This window comes from Flavobacterium succinicans, assembly GCF_001662485.1.
GTDB lineage: Bacteria > Bacteroidota > Bacteroidia > Flavobacteriales > Flavobacteriaceae > Flavobacterium > Flavobacterium succinicans_A.
In genome coordinates this window covers 65,355-88,118 of record NZ_JMTM01000046.1, presented here as the reverse complement: position 1 = coordinate 88,118, position 22,764 = coordinate 65,355, and the positions used below count along the sequence as shown (strand labels likewise).

The following is a 22,764-nucleotide window of genomic DNA, read 5'->3' as shown; positions in this document are numbered from 1 at the left end:
TAACGCAATTAATTACAGTTTACTCCCTATTTAAGTTGTCTTTATATTGTATAAGGGTAGTTATATTTCAGTAATTAGTATAATAATGCATCTTGTTGTATCTTTGTTTCAATTACAAATAACTACAAACATGCTAAAAGCCGAAAGACATACGTATATACTGAAAAAAATTCATGAGGAATTAAAAATAAACACCATTGATTTAGCCAAAGAACTACAAATATCCGAAGATACTGTTAGAAGAGATTTAAACGAACTACACAATAAAGGAAAACTTGTTAAGGTTTATGGAGGTGCTTTTCTAGAAGAAGAAAAATCAACCAATATTTTTGATATTCAAATCTTAAACGAGGATAAAAAAATAGCCCTTGGCACAAAAGCACTTTCTCTTTTATCTGATGGTCAAGTTATTATAATGAGTGGAGGAACAACCAATTTGGCCTTTTCAAAACTAATTCCATCTGAATTAAAGGCAACTATTTACACTTATAGCCTGTCGATTGCCATGCAATTATCTCAGCATCCTAATATAGATTTAATTTTTATCGGGGGCAAACTGCAAAAAAACGCGATGGTCACCATTGGTATGGATGTAGTACAAGTATTATCAAACATTAAAGCCGACATTTGTTTTATGGGCGTGAGTAGTATTAATGTTAAATCTGGTTTAACCGAAAAAGGATATGAAGTTTCGATTGTAAAAAAAGCAATGATTCAAGTTTCTGATAAAGTGGTAGCTATGGTTGATTCAAGTAAATTAGATACTAAAATGCCTCACGCAGTTTGCGAATTAAATCAACTACATAGCATCATTACCGATCTTTCACCAAAAGACCAAAAACTAAAGGAATATACTACTTCTGGAGCTCATTTGATTTAATTTTTGCGTTTTCTTGCGTTTTTTAATTTTATTTTGTTAAATTATTGCATAAAAAAGCATTTCGTTTTTTCGTTTTCATATATTTGCGATAATAATTTATTATAATCTCAAAACTATATGACCGCACAACACAATATATCTTACGAAAAACCCGGAAAATATGAATCCTCTCGATTAGAAAAAATACACAATGTAATTTTTGAAAATTCTATCTCTGGCTCTATTGCTGTAGCTAATGAAATTGCGGCTTTGATTAAAGCAAAACAAAAAACCAACTCTTTTTGTGTAGTAGGACTAGCCACTGGCTCTTCCCCTATTAAGGTATATGAGGAATTAATTCGTTTACATAAGTCAGAAAATCTAAGTTTTAAGAATGTTATTACATTTAATTTAGACGAATATTTCCCTATGAAACATGATGACATTCAAAGTTATCATTATTTCATGAACGAACATTTATTCAAACATATTGACATTTTACCAGAAAACATCAATATTCCAAACGGAGATTGCACTATAGAAGAAAGCCTTATTGAATGTGCTCAATATGAAGAAAAGATAAAGCGTTTAGGAGGCTTAGATTTCCAATTATTAGGAATAGGTAGAACGGCTCATATTGGTTTTAACGAACCGGGTTCACATCAAAATTCTTCTACACGCATGGTCACTTTAGATCATCTTACTCGATCTGACGCCGCAAGTTCTTTTTTAGGATTAGAAAATGTACCCAAAAAAGCAGTAACCATGGGTATCGCAACCGTTTTGGAAGCCAAAAGAATTGTATTATTAGCTTGGGGACATAACAAAGCAAAAGTTATTCAAGAAACTATTGAAGGATGGATCACGACTAAAAAACCAGCTACCTATTTGCAACATCATCCAAATGTTACTTTTATTTTAGATAAAGAAGCCGCCTCTTTATTGACGCGAGTGAATACGCCTTGGATCGTTGATAGTTGCGAATGGAATCCAGAATTAATTAGTAAAGCCATTGTTTGGCTTTGTGAACAAACTCAAAAATCCATTTTGCACCTTACAGACAAGGATTATTTTGAACATGGGATGGAAAGTTTGCTAGCCATTGAAGGCACTGCGTATGATTTGAACATCAAAATGTTTAACAAGTTACAACACGCTATAACGGGTTGGCCTGGTGGAAAACCCAATTCCGACTTTCAAAAACGACCTGAGCGCTCGACTCCTGAGAAAAAAAGAGTTATTATTTTTAGCCCACACCCAGATGATGATGTGATTTCTATGGGAGGCACATTTGATCGATTAGTCGAGCAAGGGCATGAAGTTCATATCGTCTATCAAACCTCAGGAAACATTGCAGTTTCCAATGATGAAGCTTTAAAATTTGCCGAAATAGGACGCGTTTTTAATCCTGAAAATGAAACATATTCAAAAATAATTGAATTCGTTAATCAAAAAAATAATGCCAATGCGGATATTATTGAACTCCGAAATTTAAAAGGGCAAATCCGTCAAAAAGAATCCTTAGGCGCTACTCGTTTTTTGGGGTTACCCGACCACCAAGTTCATTTTTTAAATCTTCCATTTTACGAAACGGGCACGATTAAAAAAAGTCCCTTATCACAAACAGACATTGATCTGATGATTACTAAAATTGAAGAAATTCAGCCGCACCAAATTTTTGCAGCAGGAGATTTAGCAGACCCACATGGCACCCATAAAGTATGTTTGGATTCTTTATTTATGGCCATAGAGCAAATAAAACACCAACCTTTTATGAACGATTGTTGGGTGTGGTTATACCGTGGCGCATGGCATGAGTGGGAAATACATGAAATTGAAATGGCAGTTCCAATGAGTCCCAATCAAGTATTAAAGAAACGAACCGCCATTTTTTATCATCAATCACAAAAGGATGGCGTTATGTTTCAAGGAGATGATTCCCGTGAGTTTTGGGTTCGCGTTGAAGAACGCAATAAAGACACAGCAGAAAAATTCAAAGCTTTAGGCTTAGCAAGTTATGCAGCAATGGAAGCTTTTAAACGCTACCATTATTAAAAAAATTGTTAGTTGGTTTTAGTTTTTTTTATTCCCTCTAGCGCTTTCTAAATTGAATATTTTTTCAATCTAAAGCGCTAGAATTTTTATTTTGTAAACCAAGGTTGAAAGTTCAGCAATTACCCCCTACCATGTCACAAATACTCCCCTTAGAACAATTATCCAAAGCACTTGAAGGCGATCTTTTTTATGATGAATTGCATAGAGTTATTTATGCAACTGACGCTTCGGTGTACCAAATTAAACCACTGGCCGTAGCACAACCTAAAACAGTAGCCGATATTCAAACCCTTGTACATTTTGCTAATCAACACCAAATTCCATTAACCCCAAGAACAGCTGGCACATCATTAGCTGGACAAACCGTGGGTAGTGGCATTATTGTAGATGTTTCAAAATATTTCACCCAAATTGTTTCTTTGGATCAAGAAAATAAAACCGTTACCGTTCAGCCCGGTGTGATTCGCGACGAGCTTAATTTGTTTTTGAAGCCATATGGTTTATTTTTTAGCCCCACTACTTCGACCTCCAATCGGTGCATGATTGGTGGAATGGTTGGCAATAATTCTTCTGGAACTACCTCAATACGCTATGGAGTAACAAGAGATAAAATTGTAGCACTTCAAACCATTCTGAGTGATGGTTCGGCTACGGTTTTTAAATCACTGACATCAGAGGCATTTATTGAAAAAACAAAAGGAACTACTTTAGAACATCATATTTACAGAACGCTGTATGAAGAGCTGTCGAATACTGAAACGCAAAATGAAATTATAAAAGAATTTCCAAAACCAGAAATCCACAGAAGAAATACAGGTTATGCCGTGGATTTGTTGTTAAAATCCGATCTGTTTTCTGGTGCTGAACCCACAATAAATCTAGGCACCTTGCTTTGTGGAAGCGAAGGAACTTTAGCCTTTACCACAGAAATAACGCTCAAAGTAGATGATTTGCCGCCCGCATACAATATTATGGTGGCGGCTCATTTTCACAGTATTCAAGAAAGTCTAGAGGCCGTAATGATTGCCATGAAACATCATTTGTACACATGCGAAATGATGGATGACACTATCTTAAACTGTACCAAAACCAACAGGGAACAAGCAAAAAATCGTTTCTTTATTCAAGGAGAACCCAAAGCTATTATCATGCTAGAAGTCGCGGCCGATACTATCGAAGACGCTGAACGTCAAGCCGAAGCTTTAATCGCTGACTTAAAACAAAATAACTTTGGCTATGCCTTACCTAAATTATATGGCAAAGAAATTGACAAAATTAATGCCTTACGAAAAGCTGGTTTAGGTCTTTTGGGAAGCATTGTTGGCGATGATAAAGCTGCTGATTCAATAGAAGATACTGCGGTAGAATTGAGCGATTTGCCAAATTACATTGCAGAATTTGCCGCAATGATGAAAAAGTACGGACAAGAGGCTATCTATTATGCTCACGCAGGGGCAGGTGAATTGCATTTACGCCCAATACTGAATTTAAAAAAGAAAGAAGATTTACAATTATTTAGAACCATTGCGACCGAAGTTGCCGTTTTGGTAAAAAAATATAGAGGTTCGCTTAGCGGTGAACATGGAGACGGCATTGTTCGAGGCGAGTTTTTACCCTATATGATTGGCGAAAACAATTATGAATTACTAAAACGTATCAAAAAAGCATTTGACCCCAACTCTATTTTCAACAAAGGTCGCATCACGGATACTCCAAAAATGGATGAAAATCTCAGGGTCGTATCAGGCAGAGAAGAACCTACAATTCAAACCATTCAGGATTTCTCTGATAGTATGGGGATTTTACGTTTAGCAGAAAAATGTAACGGCTCAGGTGATTGTAGAAAATTACCTTCAGCTGGAGGCACTTTATGTCCGAGCTATCGCGCTACTCGAAATGAAAAAGATACCACAAGGGCTCGTGCCAATAGTTTACGACAATTTTTAACAAATTCAGAAAAAGACAACAAGTTTGATCACGATGAGCTGTACCAGGTTTTTGATTTGTGCGTAAGTTGCAAAGCTTGTGCAAGTGAATGCCCGAGTAACGTTGACATTGCTTCACTCAAAGCAGAGTTTTTGTACCAATACCAAAAGGCTAACGGTTTTTCGAAGCGAAATAAGATTTTTGCCTACAATGCTAAATTGAATACCTTAGGAAGTTTAACCCCTACATTTACCAATTGGGTTTCTAATTTAGCTTTGGTAAAAAAAACCATGGGAATTGCCCCTCAACGCGTAGTACCACATTTAGCCCCCACAACCTTTCGAAATTGGGTAAAGAAAAATCGTAAAGACAAAGCAACTCCTTTGTATCCAAATGGACAAGTCTATCTATTCTGCGATGAATTCACTAATTTTTACGATGTTGGCGTAGGCGTTGACACTTATGAATTATTGACCCAATTAGGCTACCAAGTCGTAATAATTGATCATCAAGAAAGTGGTAGAGCTTTTATTTCGAAGGGATTTTTGGAACAAGCCAAAGCTATCGCGACACGCAACGTAGCAATTTTCAAAGACATTGTTTCGGCAGAAACGCCCTTAATTGGCATCGAACCCTCGGCTATCTTAACGTTTAGAGACGAGTACCTTCGACTTGCAGAGGACAAAGCTGGTGCAGAGCAATTAGCCAAGCATGTATTTACCATTGAGGAGTTCTTCAAACGAGAAATCGAGAAAGGCGCCATACGAGCCGAACATTTTTCAGATCAAGCCAAATCAATTAAAATTCACGGTCATTGTCATCAAAAAGCATTGAGTGCAGTTGAGGCAACTTTTGTAATGTTGAATCTGCCCAAAAACAATACCGTTACCATCTATAATTCTGGTTGTTGCGGAATGGCAGGTTCTTTTGGATACGAAAAAGAACATTATGAAATTAGTATGCAAATGGGAGAAGATACTTTGTTTCCAAAAATCAGGGCAACTGATACAAATACTATTATTTCTGCGGCAGGCACAAGTTGTCGCCATCAGATTTTGGATGGAACAGGAAGAGAAGTCCAGCATCCCGTTACGATTTTAAAAAGCTGTTTAAAGTAATAGAACATTCCGTAACTCGCAGGAAAAACTTAAAGCATTGAAACATTCACTACCTCTCGTCTTCCAAATGTACATTCAGCAGAAACGTAGAGAATTGAAAAAAACTTACAAAAACACAATACCACATCAATACCTCAACAAACACAACGTTTTAGAATAGAAGCTAGTATAAATCTTGAAGATAAAAATTGGAAAGAATACTAATTAAAAAACCCTTTAAATCATAGGATTTAAAGGGTTTTATTTGGATTTGTGAATGAATCAGCAGAGAGGAAGGGATTCGAACCCTCGATACAGTTACCCATATACTAGCTTTCCAGGCTAGCTCCTTCAACCACTCGGACACCTCTCTAATTGGGATTGCAAATAACATAAAAAAAATTGAGTTAGAAAAGGAAAAAGTAATTATTATCCCATTTCCCCTCGGATTGCATTTTCGAAGCTATTTTTAAAATCAGAAGTTGGAATGTTCTGCCCTAAAAGATGCATTAATTTAGTAATGGCAGCCTCTGTGGTACAGTCTTTTCCAGAAATAACGCCAATCTTTTTCAGCTCTGAACTCGTTTCGTATTTCCCCATATTAACACTTCCGCCAGAACATTGCGTAACGTTTACAATATGTATACCTGAAATAATGGCTTGTTGTAGTAACTCAATAAACCATTCCTCGGTAGGTGCATTTCCAGAACCATAAGTCTCTAGAACGATGCCCTTTAGATCAGGAATATTTACTAGCGTTTCCAATACTTTTTGATTGATCCCTGGAAACATTTTCAAAATCATCACATGGGCATCAAATAGCTTATGTACACGAAAAGGTTTGTTCGCATCCAACGGCAACAGCAAGTCTTTATTGACCTTTAAATGTACTCCTGATTCAATTAAAAAAGGATAATTAGGTGAAGTAAAAGCATTAAAATGTTCTGCACTTATTTTGGTTGTACGATTACCACGGTATAATTTGTATTCAAAATACAAACCAACTTCTGTAATTACTGGTTTTCCATTTTCTTGTAAGGAGGCAATTTGTATGGCTGTAATCAGATTTTCTTTAGCATCGGTTCTTAAATCACCTATAGGAAGTTGAGAACCAGTAAAAATCACTGGTTTTCCTAAATTTTCCAACATAAAACTCAAGGCCGAGGCTGAATAGGACATCGTATCTGAGCCATGTAAAACAACAAAACCATCAAAAGCAGTATAATTTTGCTCAATCACTTCAGCAATAGCCACCCAGCTTTCTGGACTTATGTTTGAGGAATCGATAGGATTTTCAAAAGAAATTGTTTCAATGGCACAATCCAATAACTTCAACTCAGGAACGCGCTGCAAAAGCTTGCTAAAATTGAAAGCCTTTAACGCACCCGTTTCAAAATCTTTTTGCATACCAATGGTACCTCCGGTATAAATCAAAAGTATTTTGGTACTAGAGCGCATCAGTGTATTTTAATTTATTAACTACAGGATTCGCATACATCGCCAAAAAACCTTCTAAAAGCTTTGGGTTATCATGATCGATTCGCAATTCTAAACGGCGCTCGAACAAGGATTTTTCATTTTCGGTGTACTTGTGTGCATATTGATTGGTTTTGTGCAATAGATCATAGGCAATAAAATTTGTCGGCCATAATTTATAGTTGGTCAAAACCGCATCGTCTATGGTTTGCGCCAAGGCTAAAACTTGTTTATTGGCGTTTTCCTCATCGGCAACAATCGCATCAATTTCTGAATCGATAACTTTACCCACATGAATATGAATACGCTTTTTTTGTCCCAAAACACCACTCAAAATGTTTTGAAAATCTTCATTTTTCTCTTTAATGTAAATCTCGTTATTGGCCTCAGCCATTAATTGCGGCATCTTGAGTACATCGGTCGGATCGTATTCATACGAAATAGAAACGGGTACAATTTTAATTTTCTTAAAATAATCCATAACTTTTTTCTCATCCGAAGCCATGCCTAACATTTTTAGCACCCCAGGATTCGTAGCATCATTGCCGTCTTTGGTTCTACCTTCACGTTGTGCAATCCAAACCGAACGATTTTCATGCATCAACAGCTGCCCTATATATTCTGAAAGTAACTTAGAGCTTTGCAACATTTCTCTAGGAGATAGTCCTCGAAGCACTAAGAAATTTCGATTGAGTTTCGCTAATATTTTCAGAAAAGATTTCTTAACGAGATTATCTCCAATAGCCGATGCTGTCATGACTAATCCGTGTTCGAACAAAGTAGCATTGAGCAAAGTGGTGTCTAATAAAATGTCTCGGTGGTTAGAAATAAACAAATAAGACGTGTTTTTTTCTAAATGTTCAAAGCCAGAAGTCGTTAATCCTTCGGAGCTTTTTTCTAAAATTTTGCGTGCGGATTGATAAATAAAATTACATTGAAAATCACGAATAGAATGCGTTTTCATCAGTTGGCTTTTCCATACTTCATCAGGGACATCTGGAGCAGAAAAATTCATTAATGCCTTCATCATCGGATGCTGAATCACATCGGATAGCGCATCGTTTACTTCGGAATCATAAAATGGCCGAATGGAGTCAAATTTTTGCATTTTGATTTTCATTTTTAATGGGAACAAAAGAACAAAAAAAAACGGAAACTTAAGGTACTTTTAGGCTTAAATCCCAAATACCCGTTTGGAATTCTCAGTTGTAATTTGGGCTATTTCTGCAACACTTTTATTGTAAATTATAGCCAACTTTGCTACGACATTCACCACATAACTGCTCTCGTTTCTCTTGCCACGAAAGGGAATCGGAGCCAAATAAGGCGAATCGGTTTCGAGAACGATGTGTTGCAAATCAATGCGGTCTAGGAACTGGTCAATTTTTCCATTCTTAAAAGTTACTACACCTCCTATTCCCAACAACATATTGTAAGAAATCGCCTGTAGCGCTTGCTCATAGGTTCCCGAAAAACAATGAAAAATCCCAAATAATTCAGGGCTTTTCTCTTCTTCTAGAATTTCGAAAATTTCATCAAAAGCCTCACGACAGTGAATCACAATCGGTAATTTGTACTGCTTTGCCCATTGAATCTGTTGTCTAAAAGCAATTTGTTGCTCCTTAAGATGCGTTTTGTCCCAATACAAATCAATACCTATTTCGCCAATGGCGTAGAACTTTCGCTTAGTTAGTTCGGAAGCTACGTGCGCTAACTCGGCTTCGTAATTGTCTTTCACATAAGTAGGATGCAAGCCCATCATCAAAAAAACATTTTCAGGAAAATCTTGCTCCAAATCATACATCGCCTGCGTACAAGTCGAGTCGATAGCTGGAATAAAAAAACGAGAAACACCAGCATTGATAGCACGTTGGATCATTTCGCCACGGTCTTGATCAAATTCTTCGGAATATAAATGGGTATGCGTATCGGTAATTGTAATAGTTGTTTTCAAGTGTAAAGTTTAAGGATGCAAAATTACAAGAATAATAATTGTTGAAAAAATACAATTTAAAGAGTTTCGGACAGAAAAACAGATTCGTCAGGGTATTCGTTTTTTAGATTTATCATATTAGTTCCATTTAACACTACTTAGTGGCTACCTTTTTTTGATACAAATGCGCTCCAGATTCGCACAATTCCTTCAGTAACTCGATGTATCTTTGTAAAACAGAAAAAAAACACAGAAATAGATATTGCACAAATGAAAAACCTACAAGATATCCTTAAAAAAGAAAACTACAAAAAAGTAAAATTTAAGATTACTAAAACACAGCATCTTCTGATAAAAGCAAAAATAAATGGTGTTTCTGGAAATTTTATTTTAGACACAGGCGCTTCAAACAGCTGCGTAGGATTTGAGAGTATTGATTGGTTTGTACTAAAAGCCAAAAAATCCAAAACCAAAGCCTCTGGAGCCGGCGCTACTGGAATGTTTACACAAATTGCCACAAAAAATCAATTGCAACTAGGTTCTTGGAAAGACAGCAGTTTTGATATTGTAATTTTTGATTTGTCACACGTGAATGAAGCTTTGTTGCAACACAAAGCAAAACCTGTACATGGAATTATAGGTGCTGATATCTTGATGAAAGGAAAAGCGATTATAGATTATTACAATCATTATTTGTATTTGTTGAAATAAAAAAAGAGCGTATCGATTCCCGACACGCTCTCTATTACGATTGTAAAAAAAATTAATTCTTTATCATCTTAGCACAAGTCACTTTTCCGTCCACTACTGCTTTAACAATATAAACTCCTTTTTGAAGCTCATTTGTTTGAAGGGTTGTGGAATTAGTTTTTGGACTTTTAACTAAAACTTCCTGACCTAAAAGAGTATAAATACTCACTGTATCAATCGAACCATTGGATTCAATTGTCACGTTATTAGTAACTGGATTTGGATACATGACAACTTTTGACATTTCAAAATTAGTAACTCCTAAAGTAGAAGCCGTTTTACTGAAATAAACATTGTCAATATAAACGGTTCCTGCTGGCGCTCCAGATAACACCAATTGAGCAATATGTCCCTTGGTAGTTAAACCTGTAAATTCTGACAAAGGAATATCATAACGGTTCCAACCTGATAATGTTGGTGTACGCGTCACTTCAAACTCCACGTCATCGCCTCCTTGGTACACACCATTTGCTCCAAAATCAACTAATTTAACCTTGAATGCTGTTAGATCAGGTGTCCAAACATCAATATGAAAATACAACATTGCTGCAACGTCTATTGTACCCGTTATATCTACCCCAAAATAATTCAAATTAGTATATTTTTTAATATCATTTCCAGCAATTTGAAGATCTGTCAAAGTACTACCTACTGACCAGTCCGTTCTCCAAGAGGTAACAGGAACGTTTGTATAAGCATTGCTAAATAATGAAATTACATCCCCAGCTGCTATAGTTGGAGTAGTTGCCGCTACAGTTGGTGCAGTTGGCACAACCACAGCACTTGATTTATAAAAATAAAAGTTGTCCAGATACACTGTTGTCCCTGTTGGAAGCGAAGACAAACTCATTTGAAACACTGTACTTAAGTTTATCCCAGGAAAATTGGTAGCGTTTAAAGCCATGTCAAAACTATTCCATCCAGCTGCAATTGTCAATGTCACGCCTGATTCTACAGGACCTTGATTGATAAGATTAATTTTAACTGATGTTGCAGTAGAAGACCATAAATCTACGTGCATTGTCGTCATATCCGAAAGATCAAAAACTTCAGTACCTGGTAATGTGACCCCTTGGTAGTTGAAATTGCTTAATTTTCTTGTAGCATTCCCAACAATAGCTTCATCGGTAACATCTGTGGATTGACCCCAACATTTACACCAGTCACCTGCTTTATATACAGCATAAGCATCACTAAATATAGACTTTACATCTGAAGCTACTCGTGTTGGAGGAATGGGTGCCGCTACAGTTGGTGCAGTTACAACTACAGGAGTCGTAGTTTTAGCAGAAAAAGTAATATTATCTATATAACAAACATGATCTGCTGTTCTTGTTGTTCCTTCGGGAATAAAATCAGGAAATATAATAATTTGATCTATACCCGTTGAAGCCCCTTCCCCAATTTTTCCTGCAAAGTTGAAAGTCAACTCTTCCCATTCGTTTATTTTAGTATTAGAAACCGTGATTTCACCAGTAGAACCACCATCGGGGCGTGCAAATTTAATACCTACCTTACTAATCACATCTTTGTACACCATCATTTTTATAGTACTGTTGGATTCATTCAATGTAAATGTTCCAATTCCATTCGTACCAGAAGCATGAGCAGTTTCAAAACCGGTATACCAAGCGCCCGCTACCAATGCAGTAAATTTAACGGCTGTATTTGAAGTATTAATTCCTGTCTTATTAGGATTTGTAGCCAACAAAGAAGCTGTTGATGCACCCGATGGATTATCAAAAGAAGTCAACGTCCAAGTAGAACCATATTCTCCCGTTTCAAAAGTAACAGGAGCATTCGGAGCTGCTGTTGGTGGAGTAATTGTAGCCACCTTATTAAAATACACATTATCTATAAATATGGTTCCTGCAGATCCCGAGAAAACAAATTGCGCAATATTGGCTTTTGTTGTCAATCCTGTAAATTGAGAAAGAGGAATTTCTATACTGTTCCAACTATTTAAAGTCAAAGTACGCGTAATTTCGAACTCCTTATCGTCACCGCCTTGATAAGCACCATCAGCTCCAAAATCGACTATTTTGATTTTAAAAGTGGTTACATTCGGACTCCAAACATCAATATGAAAATTAAGCATTGCTGAAGCATCAATTTTTTTAGTTTCTGTGATGACTCCAAAATAACTTAAGTCTGTATATTTTTTAGTATCATTTCCAGCGATTTGAATATCAGATACTACATTTCCAGATTGACCCCAATCTGCTCTCCAATTATCCACAGGAACGTTTGTGTAAGCATTGCTAAACAATGAAATAACATCTCCAGCAGCTACAGTTGGTGTAGTTGCAGCTATTGTTGGTGCAGTTGCCGCAGGTTTAGCTGAAAAAGTTATGTTGTCAAAATAACTAGTAGTTTCAGCCGTTCTAGTATTAAAATCTAAAAAAATAATAATTTGATCGATGTTAATAGTCTCAAATAGTCCTATTTTTCCAGAAAAGTCAAAAGTTAATTCTTCCCACTCATTGATCTTAGTATTAGGCACTTTAATTTCTTGTTGGGCACCGCCATTAGCAATTGCAAATTTGATACCCACATCACTAATTACCGATTTGTATACCATTATTTTGACAATGCTATTAGAAGCGCTCAAAGTAAAAGTTCCAATACCATTTGCACCTGAGGCATGGGCTGTTTCAAATCCAGCATAAGGAGCGGCAGCCGGACTTGCTCCAGCCACAAATTTCCCTACGGTCGCTGAGTTATTGATTCCACCAGGAAAAGGATTAGAGACTTTGGAATATCCTGCGCCGGTTCCGTTTTCAAAAGTAGTAAATGCCCACGTCGAACCGAATTCTCCGTTCTCAAAGGTGACTGGTGCATTTTGTGAAAATCCTGTTGAAAAATACAACAGAAAAATAAATAAAGTAAAATTCTTCATAATGTTGAGGTATTTATTATCCTCAAATTTATGAATGTTATTATGTTGAAATTTAAAACAATACCTATCTAAAAACTATACAACAGTGTAAAGAAATTTGACCAGTAGAAATAACCAAAAACACTACTATAACTGGGACTTACCCTTTAGATTGTATCAAATAAAAAAAGAAGCCAACTATATCAAAATCAATAATGTTGTGGTAATGTTATGGTAAATAGTCAAAAAATTATTTTCATTTTTAATTAAATCATAATTTATTAAGTAATAAAAAATAAAAATCTCAATAAAAAACACAAATACATAAACTTTTTCCAATCAAAAATCTACAAACAAAAAAAAACACATTAAGAAGCGTGCAACTGAGCTTTTTGACCCTTGAAATTTGCCCCTTGTCCCTCACTAGCCCCGATTGTAGTGGAAATCCTTTTGGAGCTGGGGTTCAGCCCCAAAAGATTATAACGAAGAGCGGGACTTTGCTTCCTGAAAAAGCCCCATCTTTCTGCTCCTAAAACAACTCATTCTGTGACTTTTTTCCATAAAAAAATCCCAAAAACCAATATTGGAATTTGGGATTTTGTGTATTTAAAATTGTATGGACTACAACTCAAATGCTTTTTTAGGATTGTTATCGCAAAGCAATTCCACTGGATTTTCTAGTGCTTCTTTCACTGCTACCAAAAAACCAACTGACTCGCGTCCGTCGATGATTCGGTGGTCATAAGAAAGGGCTACGTACATCATTGGGTGAATTTCTACTTTACCATTTACAGCAATTGGACGCTCAATAATATTGTGCATTCCTAAGATTCCTGACTGTGGAGGGTTGATAATTGGAGTTGACAACATTGAACCAAAAACACCACCGTTTGTGATTGTAAAAGTTCCTCCTGTCATATCATCTACAGTGATTTGTCCGTCACGTGCTCTCAAGGCCAAACGTTTGATTTCGGCTTCAACTCCACGGAACGTCAAGTTTTCTGCATTACGAACTACTGGCACCATTAACCCTTTTGGTCCAGAAACTGCGATGGAAATATCACAGAAATCGTAGGCTACTTTGTAATCGCCATCCATCATAGAGTTTACGTCCGGATACAATTGCAACGCTCTAGTTACCGCTTTGGTAAAGAAAGACATATAGCCTAAACTTACCCCACCGTGTTTTGCTTTGAAGGCATCTTTGTACTCGTTACGCAAGTTGTTGATAGGCGTCATGTTTACTTCGTTGAAAGTAGTCAACATTGCCGTATCGTTTTTGGCAGCTACTAATCGCTCAGATACTTTACGACGCAACATAGATAATTTGGTACGCTCTACACCACGTGAACCTCCTGTTGGAGTTCCCATAGATGGTACTGCATTAACGGCGTCTTCTTTAGTGATTCTTCCTGCTTTTCCAGTTCCAACAATGGTTTCTGGAGCTATATTTTTCTCATCTAATATTTTTCTAGCTGCTGGCGATGGAGTGCCTGCTGCATAACTTGGAGCTGCTGGAGCTGCTTTTGGCGCTTCAACTTTTACCTCAGCTTTTGGAGCCTCAGCTACTGGCGCTGGTGCTGCCACAGCTGCTGCACCTGATGGTTTTGCTGCTCCAGTATCAATTAAACAAACAATAGCACCTACTGCTACTGCATCGCCTTCTTCGGCTTTTAGGGTAATTACACCGCTTGCTTCTGCTGGCAACTCTAAGGTAGCTTTATCTGAATCTACTTCAGCAATCGCTTGATCTTTTTCTACATAATCACCATCTTTTACCAACCAAGTGGCTATTTCTACTTCTTTGATGGATTCCCCTGGTGATGGGACTTTCATTTCTAAAATCATACAATTTTTTGTTTAAAGTTTAAAAAGTTTAAAGTTTAAAGCTGGAAAACACCATACTTGAAACTTCAAACCTGAAACAAATTTTCTTATCTAAATAATTTTTTATCAAATACCATTCTAATCGCATCGGCGTGGCGACGTTTAGCACGAGTATAACTTCCTGATGCTGGCGCTGCATAAGCCTTAAGCGAAGCTAATCTCCATTTTACCAAATCAAAATTAGCTAACATGTACGTGTAAGCCCCCATGTTTTTAGGTTCTTCTTGTGCCCAAACATAATCATCCACATTTGGATATTGAGCAATAATCGCTTCTAACTGCTCAATTGGTAATGGAAATAATTGTTCGATACGGACTACTGCCACATCGTTTCTACCATTATTAGCTCTTTCAGCAGTAATGTCATAGTAGAATTTACCCGTACAGAATACCAAGGTTTTCACCTCAGCTTTGTTTACTGTAGCATCATCAATAGTTTCTTGGAAACCGCCATTAGTGAATTCTTCTATTGGAGACACACATCTTGGGTCACGAAGTAAACTTTTTGGAGAAAAAACAATTAATGGTTTACGGAAATTCGTTTTCATTTGTCTTCTCAATAAATGGAAGAAGTTGGCTGGTGTAGTACAATCGGCTACATACATATTATGACGCGCACACAATTGCAAATAACGCTCCATTCTAGCAGAAGAGTGCTCTGCTCCTTGCCCTTCGTAACCGTGAGGCAATAACATTACAATTCCATTTTGGTTGTTCCATTTATCTTCTCCACAAGAAATATATTGGTCAATCATAATTTGTGCACCATTAGAGAAATCTCCAAATTGTGCTTCCCAAATCGTTAATGATTTAGGATTAGCCAAAGCGTATCCATAATCAAATCCTAGTACTCCGTATTCCGAAAGGAAAGAGTTGAACACATGGAAATTCCCTTTTTTGTTCTCGATATGATTTAATAATACCACTTCTTCTTCTGAATCTTCAACTTTCACCACAGCGTGACGGTGTGAAAAAGTACCACGCTCTACGTCTTGACCAGAGATCCTAACATCAAAACCTTCGGTTAATAATGTACCATAAGCTAGCGTTTCGGCGGTACCCCAATCTATAGTGTTGTTATCATAGCCAGTTTTTCTATCGGTAACAATTTTTGTGATTTTGTTGATGAACTTTTTATCCGATGGCAAACTAGAAACCGTCCCAATGATAGAATCTAAGGTGTCTTTTGCAACAGTTGTGTCTACTTTTTTCAACATAACATCATCAGAAACCTGTTCAAAACCAGCCCACTCATTTTGCATAAATGGTGTAATGATGGTCAAATCTTTTTTACGAGATTCTTCCAAATTGGTTTCTAAAACGGCTTTGTACTCTTTTTCTAATTGATTTACATAAGTAGCATCAATCACGCCTTCTGACAATAATTTTAAAGCATAAATATCTCTTGGATTTTGATGCTTAGCAATAATTTTATATAAAACTGGTTGTGTAAACCTTGGCTCATCCCCTTCGTTGTGACCATATTTTCTATATCCTAATAAGTCGATGAACACGTCGCGTCCAAATTCCATTCTAAAGTCTAAAGCAAAAGACATGGCATGAACTACCGCTTCAGCATCATCAGCATTTACATGTAAAACTGGGGAAAGAGTTACTTTGGCGATATCGGTACAATAAGTAGAAGAACGAGCATCTAAATAATTGGTCGTAAATCCTACTTGATTATTAATTACAATATGAATAGTTCCTCCTGTTTTGTAACCATCTAATTGCGCCATCTGAACGATTTCATACAAGATACCTTGTCCTGCGATAGCGGCATCACCATGCACAGCGATAGGTAATACTTTCGAAAAATCATCAGCATAATATTTATCTTGTTTCGCTCTTGTGATCCCTTCGATAACTGCTCCAACTGTTTCTAAGTGAGATGGATTAGGAGCTAAGTTGATATTGATTTTCTTTCCTGAACGAGTTACCTTATCAGCAGTTAAGCCTAAATGGTATTTCACATCACCATCAAAATACTCTTGATCGTAATCTTTACCATCAAATTCGCTAAAGATATCTTGCGTAGATTTTCCAAAAATATTGGCTAATACATTCAAACGGCCACGGTGTGCCATTCCCATCACGAACTGTTCTACGCCTTTGTCTGCTGCTTTTTCAATCAAAGCATCTAAAGCAGGAATAACAGATTCACCTCCTTCTAATGAGAAACGTTTTTGACCTACATATTTAGTATGCAAAAAGTTTTCGAAAGAAACCGCTTGATTTAATTTCCCTAGGATCAATTTCTTTTCGTCGGCAGAGAAGTTAGGTTGATTGTCATTAACTCTTAATTTTTGACGAATCCATTCCACAATTTCTGGCTTACGAATATACACGTACTCGATACCGATGTGTTGACAATAAATCCTGTCTAAATGTCCGATAATTTCACGCAGTGTACAAGGCGCTACACCAATTACTTTGGCGGCATCAAAAACCGTATTCAGATCAGCAGAAGACAGTCCAAAAGTCTCAACATCCAAAGTTGGGTCATAATGACGTCTATCACGCACCGGATTTGTTTTGGTAAACAAATGCCCTCTAGTACGATAGCCTTCGATCAACTTAATAACTTTAAATTCTTTTTGTAATTTCTCCGAAACTTCAGCATTAGAAGCCGAACAAGAATCCCCTGAAGCCTGAACAACTGTAGGAACACTTTGCACTAAGGCTTGTTCTTCATTATAAGTAGTCATTCCAAAGTCGAAACCTTGAAAGAAACTTCTCCAACTTGGCTCTACGCTATCTGGATTCTCTAAATACTGATCGTATAATTGTGCAAAAAATTCGGTATGTGCTGCGTTTAAAAATGAAAACCTATCCATAATATTATTTGAATGTATTTTTAAAATAGTCCGACAAAAGTACAATAAACAGTTATAACTAATTCATTTTTTTGTTTACTTTTACGGCTATTTTTGTTAAAATAAACCTAATATCATGAAAAAAAATATTTTTTTTACGGCTTTCAAAGCCATTTTGGTTTTCGTTTTATTTGCATTTACGAAATCGATGTATGCGCAACAGTCCAATTCGAATACTTTTAGCAAAAACATACAATTTGGAGGAGGGCTCGGACTTAACTTTGGATCAGGTTTTACTGACATATCTGTTTCGCCAAGTGCTATTTATAACCTAAACCAATATGTGGCCTTAGGAGCAAGTTTGCAATTTGGATATATAAAAGTCAAAAACAGCTATGAAACCTACACTTATGGCGGAAGCTTGATCGGATTAGTAAATCCCATTCCTGAAATACAACTATCAGCAGAATTAGAGCAATTGCGATTCAATACCGATTATAGAACTATCAATGGCAACTCAGCCTCGGATAATTTTTGGAATACAGCCTTATACCTTGGTGCGGGTTATAGAAACAACAACGTTACTTTTGGGGTTCGTTATGACGTATTACACGACAACAACAAGAGTATTTATAGCGAAGCCTTTATGCCTTTTGTAAGGGTTTATTTTTAAGAAACTTAATACTGGGCAACAAAGAATCTAAGTTTTTCTTTGTTGAAAGGAATTGAGAAATGAAAAAAGGTAGTTTTTGAGGAGAAATTTCACCCTTAAACTCAACGATAATAATTTCTAAACCATACCTTTTGCCATTCTCTTTTTAGAATCAAAAAAGAAACTTGACCTGATAATGTTATAATATCAGAACCATCGAGTTGTTTAATCTCGTTTTCTGGCACATCAATAATATAGAGCAAATTTAGATATTCGGCAAACTTATATTGAATGAGTCGATATACTTTTTCTTGCAATTCAATTTTGAGTTGATTAGGCGACACATTTACAGGAAAATCAACACCTTCATTGGCTAAATTAAAATCTTTATTGATTTGAGCCACCAATTTTAGATACAAATTTTCTTTTTCTGCCTCCGAAAGTAAATGATCTGTATTTAAGGGCGCTATATACATAAGTTGGCTCAAAATTAAAGATTGAAAAGGCAAATTACCTCAAGAATATCATTAAAAGGATTATTTTTTTATACTTTTCTACCCATGAGGTTTTCGCCAAAAGTTTTTAATAAAGCTTTTTTATCGGCATCAATATTCATTTTATCTAAGGTATCAAAAGCTTGGTGTGTATAGTCCTTTATCGCTTCTTGGGTAGCCAATGAAGCGCCGCTCTCCATAAAAATCTGTTTTACTTCTTCGATTTTGGCCTCCGAATTTTCAAGGTTTTCTGAAAACAAATGCAACAAACGAGATTTTTGGGTTTGAGTTGAAAATTCCATTGCTTTCAAAAACAAAAAGGTCTTTTTATTCTCAATAATATCGCCTCCAACTTGCTTTCCAAAAGTAGCAGGATCACCAAAGGCATCCAAAAAATCGTCTTGTAACTGAAAGGCAATGCCTAAATTCAATCCAAAATCATAAATCAACTTGGCGTTCGACTTAGATGTTTTGGCTATAATTGCACCCATTTTCATCGCTGCAGCTACTAAAACGGCAGTTTTAAATTCGATCATTTTCAGGTATTCAGGAATCGTAACATCGGTTCTCGTTTCGAAATCAACATCCCATTGTTGTCCTTCACAAACTTCGAGAGCCGTTTTACTGAATAATTTGGCTAGTTTTCGAAACGTCTTTGGCTCATATTTTTCAAAATATTGGTAGGCCAAAATCAGCATTGCATCGCCAGATAAAATTCCGGTATTGATATCCCATTTTTCATGCACCGTCACATTGCCTCTACGCAAAGGAGCCGCATCCATAATATCATCATGAACTAAAGAAAAATTATGAAAAACCTCAACCGCCATAGCTGCTGGAAGTGCTTTTTGATAATTGGCATCAAAAACTTCGGCACTCATTAATGTCAACACAGGTCGCATTCGTTTTCCGCCCAACGATAAAATATATTGAATAGGTTCATAAAGATTTCGAGGTTCTTTATGAATTACTTGCTTTTCTAAATAAGCGATAAAATACTCCTGATAAGCTGAAACTGAATGCATAACTAATTAAAATTCGATTAGGAAAGGCTCAAAGATACAACTCGAGAGCATAAAATCACTACAAAAAAGCCTCCCATTCATTAAATTCCTGTGTAACAATTGTTAAATTTTGATTATCGAAAACGTTTTAGATTGTTAAATTCAGTAAAAATCAAAAAAACACTGGAAACTTTTTTGGTGCTTAACGTTTCCTTTCTATATTTGCCTCGTCAAAATGTTAACCTTTTGACAAAATACCAAAAAACAAAAATTTCCAAAAACAAATTAAACCAAACCTTTATGAACTCAAAATGGGTGATCAACTCAGATCAATCTGATGTTTTAATAGAAGCAAGACATTCAGTAATTGCGTATTTGGGCGGAAACACAAATTCCTTTAGCGGCTATGTAGTCATGGCCAATGATGATATAGAAGATGCCTCTGTAGAATTTTCATTGGATGTAAATAACAACTACAACAAAATTGAGCACATCGATTCACATACAAAATTAAATGATTTTTTTGATGTTGAGAAACATCCAATGATTCGATTTAAGTCGACTTCTTTTCAAAAAATAAATAAAAATATTAACTTTTTAAAAGGAGATTTGACCATCAAAAATGTGACCAAAACCTTAGAATTGGATACCGAATTTATGGGCATCAATAACTATGATGGCCTTCAAAAAGCTTCTCTTGAAGTAACAGCAAAAATTAAACGCAGTGATTTTGACCTTTCTTACCATACCAATCATCATCAAAGCGGTGTTTCGATTGGACAAGATATAAAATTGGTTGCTAATCTTGAATTTGTAATTTAAATTAATTATCTATTTCTTACCTAATACAGAAGATTTTTGCCCTAAATCACCTTTAGATAAATGATAACAGTAAATTTTAGAAAAAATTTATACTACTTATGAAAGAAAAAATTATGGCCAAAGCAAGTGAGTTGTTTTTGAAACTAGGGTTCAAGAGCATCACCATGGATGATATAGCCGGAGAAATGTGTATTTCTAAAAAAACTATTTATAAATATTTCTGCAACAAAGAAGTATTGATTGAGGAAAGCACCGAGATTATGCATAAAGAAGTGCATCAAAGTATTGACGCCATCGTACAAAAAAATTACAATGCCATTCAAGAGAATTTCGAAATAAGAAAAATGTTTAAAGAAATGTTCAATGCTGGTGATACTTCGCCCATGTACCAATTAAAAAAACATTACCCAGAAATTTACAACAAGTTGGTTAACAGAGAAGTTAATGATTGCAATACGGTTTTCAAACAAAACATAGAGAAAGGCATTCAGGAAGGGCTCTACCGCAGCGATTTGCCAATTGAAACCTATGTGAAATTTTATTACACTTTAATTTTTGATATAAATGGCAATACCGTTTCAGAAAAAGAAGCCCAGCAATTAGAATTGGATGCCTTAGAATACCATACAAGAGCAATGGCAACCTTAGCAGGAATTATCGAACTGGAAAAACACTTACAAAATCACAATATCATTCAAAATACTAACTGAAATCTTTCATCAAACAAAAAAGACATTTAAATCTACCCAATCCAAAAAATCACTCTTATGAAATATCAATTTTCCTTACTTACTATCCTACTGCTTGTAGTAAATCTTCAGGCGCAAGAAGTAAAAAAACTAACCCTTAAAGATGCTTTGATTTATGCACTTGAAAATAAAGCAGACGCAAAAAAAGCAAAATTAAAAGTAGAAAACAGCGAGTACCAAATTCAAGAAGTTCGCTCGAGAGCATTGCCGCAAATTTCGGCCAATGGAAGTTTGACTTACAATCCCATTTTACAAACTAATGTTATAGATGGCGCTTCTTTTGGACAACCTGGCACGACCATTCAAGCCGTTTTTGGACAAAAATGGAATTCAGTAGGGGGCGTTAGTTTATCCCAAGCATTGTTCGATCAAACCGTTTTTACTGGCTTGAAAGCAGCAAAATCAACTAGAGAGTTTTATCAAATTAACGATCAATTAACCGAAGAACAAGTCATTGAAAGGGTAGCCAACAACTACTACCAAATTTATGTTTTGCGCGAAAAATTATCGCTCTTAGAAAGTACTTTTAAGATAACCGAAAAGGTACGCGATATTGTAAAAGGGCAATTTGAAAACGGTTTAGCAAAAAAAATTGATTTGGATCGTATGAATGTGAAAGTAACCAATGTTGCTACCACCAAATTACAAGTAGTCAACTTGTTACAATTACAAGAAAATGCCTTAAAATTCTATATTGGTATGCCTATTGAAACACAAATAGAATTACCAAATTCAGAATTTCAAATCACTCCATTAGCCCTTACTGAAGCGCCTAATCCAAGTTCTAGAACTGAATTTTTGTTGTTAAAAAAACAAGAAGAGTTATTAAATTATCAGAAAAAAGCAGCTATGGCAAACTACTATCCTACTTTGTCATTGGCAGCTAACTATAATTTTATTGGTCAGGGCCCACAAATGCCTTGGTTCAAAAAACCTGCAGATGGGATATACTGGTCTGATTTCTCCTCAATATCATTAAACGTAAGAGTACCCATCTTTACTGGATTTGGTACCCGTGCTAGAGTAAGACAAGCAGATGTAGAGTTAAGATCTGTACAAGAAGATATTAAGGACACAAAATTAGCTTTGGATTTAGATTATAAAAATGCTACTACTCAAATTACAAATAGCATTATTACCATTACCAATCAAAAAGAAAATATGCTCCTATCTAGTGAAATCTTGAAAAACACCAACAATAATTACCTACAAGGATTAGCATCGTTAACGGATTTATTAGATGCTGAAAACGCAGCTACAGAAGCACAAAACAACTATACCGCAGCTATTTTAGATTACAAATTAGCAGAAATAAAACTAGTAAAATCAAAAGGAGAACTAAAATCATTAATAAATAACTAAACCT

General features: G+C 35.9%; 16 protein-coding genes and 1 tRNA gene. 8 read left to right on the top strand and 9 right to left on the bottom strand.

The features are described from left to right. Nucleotides 1–130 precede the first annotated feature (130 nt). From FLB_RS07655 to FLB_RS07645, 3 genes are all read left to right on the top strand, one after another. On the top strand, nucleotides 131–880 hold the full coding sequence (locus FLB_RS07655; protein ID WP_064715370.1) for a DeoR/GlpR family DNA-binding transcription regulator: 750 nt from the start codon (nucleotides 131–133) through the stop codon (nucleotides 878–880). A gap of 117 nt (nucleotides 881–997) precedes the next feature. After that, nucleotides 998–2,914 (top strand): glucosamine-6-phosphate deaminase, encoded by a 1,917-nt coding sequence (gene nagB, locus FLB_RS07650; protein ID WP_064715369.1) that lies wholly within the window; start codon nucleotides 998–1,000, stop codon nucleotides 2,912–2,914. A 131-nt stretch (nucleotides 2,915–3,045) separates the two neighbouring features. Next, nucleotides 3,046–5,958, top strand: a complete 2,913-nt coding sequence (locus tag FLB_RS07645) for an FAD-binding and (Fe-S)-binding domain-containing protein (RefSeq protein WP_064715602.1) — start codon at nucleotides 3,046–3,048, stop codon at nucleotides 5,956–5,958. Nucleotides 5,959–6,223: 265 nt separating this feature from the next. On the opposite strand, the gene FLB_RS07640 is transcribed toward FLB_RS07645, so the two are convergent. The 4 genes from FLB_RS07640 to FLB_RS07625 all read right to left on the bottom strand — a co-directional run bounded on the left by FLB_RS07640 (nucleotide 6,224) and on the right by FLB_RS07625 (nucleotide 9,355). Continuing rightward, nucleotides 6,224–6,310, bottom strand: a tRNA-Ser gene (locus FLB_RS07640). A 56-nt stretch (nucleotides 6,311–6,366) separates the two neighbouring features. Next, on the bottom strand, nucleotides 6,367–7,395 hold the full coding sequence (locus FLB_RS07635; protein WP_064715368.1) for an asparaginase: 1,029 nt from the start codon (nucleotides 7,393–7,395) through the stop codon (nucleotides 6,367–6,369). Further along, nucleotides 7,385–8,521: a 1-acyl-sn-glycerol-3-phosphate acyltransferase gene (locus FLB_RS07630; protein ID WP_064715601.1), complete on the bottom strand. Its 1,137-nt coding sequence runs from the start codon at nucleotides 8,519–8,521 to the stop codon at nucleotides 7,385–7,387. Before FLB_RS07630 ends, FLB_RS07635 begins: the two co-directional genes overlap by 11 nt. A 66-nt stretch (nucleotides 8,522–8,587) precedes the next feature. After that, on the bottom strand, nucleotides 8,588–9,355 hold the full coding sequence (locus FLB_RS07625) for a TatD family hydrolase (RefSeq protein WP_064715600.1): 768 nt from the start codon (nucleotides 9,353–9,355) through the stop codon (nucleotides 8,588–8,590). Between the two features lie 261 nt (nucleotides 9,356–9,616). Between FLB_RS07625 and FLB_RS07620 the strand changes: the two genes are divergently transcribed. After that, nucleotides 9,617–10,057 (top strand): retropepsin-like aspartic protease, encoded by a 441-nt coding sequence (locus tag FLB_RS07620; protein ID WP_064715367.1) that lies wholly within the window; start codon nucleotides 9,617–9,619, stop codon nucleotides 10,055–10,057. A 52-nt stretch (nucleotides 10,058–10,109) separates the two neighbouring features. Here FLB_RS07620 and FLB_RS07615 read toward each other — a convergent pair whose 3' ends face one another. The 3 genes from FLB_RS07615 to FLB_RS07605 all read right to left on the bottom strand — a co-directional run bounded on the left by FLB_RS07615 (nucleotide 10,110) and on the right by FLB_RS07605 (nucleotide 17,698). Next, the gene (locus FLB_RS07615; RefSeq protein ID WP_064715366.1) at nucleotides 10,110–12,995 is read right to left on the bottom strand and encodes a T9SS type A sorting domain-containing protein; all 2,886 of its coding nucleotides are present in this window, start codon (nucleotides 12,993–12,995) and stop codon (nucleotides 10,110–10,112) included. 600 nt (nucleotides 12,996–13,595) lie between these two features. Further along, nucleotides 13,596–14,822, bottom strand: coding sequence for a 2-oxoglutarate dehydrogenase complex dihydrolipoyllysine-residue succinyltransferase (odhB, locus tag FLB_RS07610; protein ID WP_064715365.1), 1,227 nt, complete (start codon nucleotides 14,820–14,822; stop codon nucleotides 13,596–13,598). Between the two features lie 86 nt (nucleotides 14,823–14,908). Continuing rightward, nucleotides 14,909–17,698 carry a 2-oxoglutarate dehydrogenase E1 component gene (locus FLB_RS07605; RefSeq protein ID WP_064715364.1) on the bottom strand — a complete coding sequence of 930 codons (2,790 nt, stop codon included), beginning with the start codon at nucleotides 17,696–17,698 and terminating at the stop codon, nucleotides 14,909–14,911. A gap of 115 nt (nucleotides 17,699–17,813) precedes the next feature. Here FLB_RS07605 and FLB_RS07600 point away from each other — a divergent pair, with 115 nt between their 5' ends. Continuing rightward, nucleotides 17,814–18,350, top strand: coding sequence for a hypothetical protein (locus FLB_RS07600; RefSeq protein ID WP_064715363.1), 537 nt, complete (start codon nucleotides 17,814–17,816; stop codon nucleotides 18,348–18,350). Between the two features lie 101 nt (nucleotides 18,351–18,451). On the opposite strand, the gene FLB_RS07595 is transcribed toward FLB_RS07600, so the two are convergent. Continuing rightward, on the bottom strand, nucleotides 18,452–18,805 hold the full coding sequence (locus FLB_RS07595; protein WP_064715362.1) for a hypothetical protein: 354 nt from the start codon (nucleotides 18,803–18,805) through the stop codon (nucleotides 18,452–18,454). Between the two features lie 68 nt (nucleotides 18,806–18,873). Beyond that, nucleotides 18,874–19,848, bottom strand: a complete 975-nt coding sequence (locus FLB_RS07590) for a polyprenyl synthetase family protein (protein ID WP_064715361.1) — start codon at nucleotides 19,846–19,848, stop codon at nucleotides 18,874–18,876. Between the two features lie 279 nt (nucleotides 19,849–20,127). On the opposite strand from FLB_RS07590, the gene FLB_RS07585 reads away from it, so the two are divergent. From FLB_RS07585 to FLB_RS07575, 3 genes are all read left to right on the top strand, one after another. Continuing rightward, the gene (locus tag FLB_RS07585; protein ID WP_064715599.1) at nucleotides 20,128–20,649 is read left to right on the top strand and encodes a YceI family protein; all 522 of its coding nucleotides are present in this window, start codon (nucleotides 20,128–20,130) and stop codon (nucleotides 20,647–20,649) included. A 98-nt stretch (nucleotides 20,650–20,747) separates the two neighbouring features. Further along, the gene (locus tag FLB_RS07580) at nucleotides 20,748–21,359 is read left to right on the top strand and encodes a TetR/AcrR family transcriptional regulator (protein ID WP_064715360.1); all 612 of its coding nucleotides are present in this window, start codon (nucleotides 20,748–20,750) and stop codon (nucleotides 21,357–21,359) included. Nucleotides 21,360–21,416: 57 nt separating this feature from the next. Next, complete coding sequence (locus FLB_RS07575) at nucleotides 21,417–22,760, top strand: TolC family protein (RefSeq protein WP_064715359.1); 1,344 nt, start codon at nucleotides 21,417–21,419, stop codon at nucleotides 22,758–22,760. Nucleotides 22,761–22,764 lie beyond the last annotated feature (4 nt).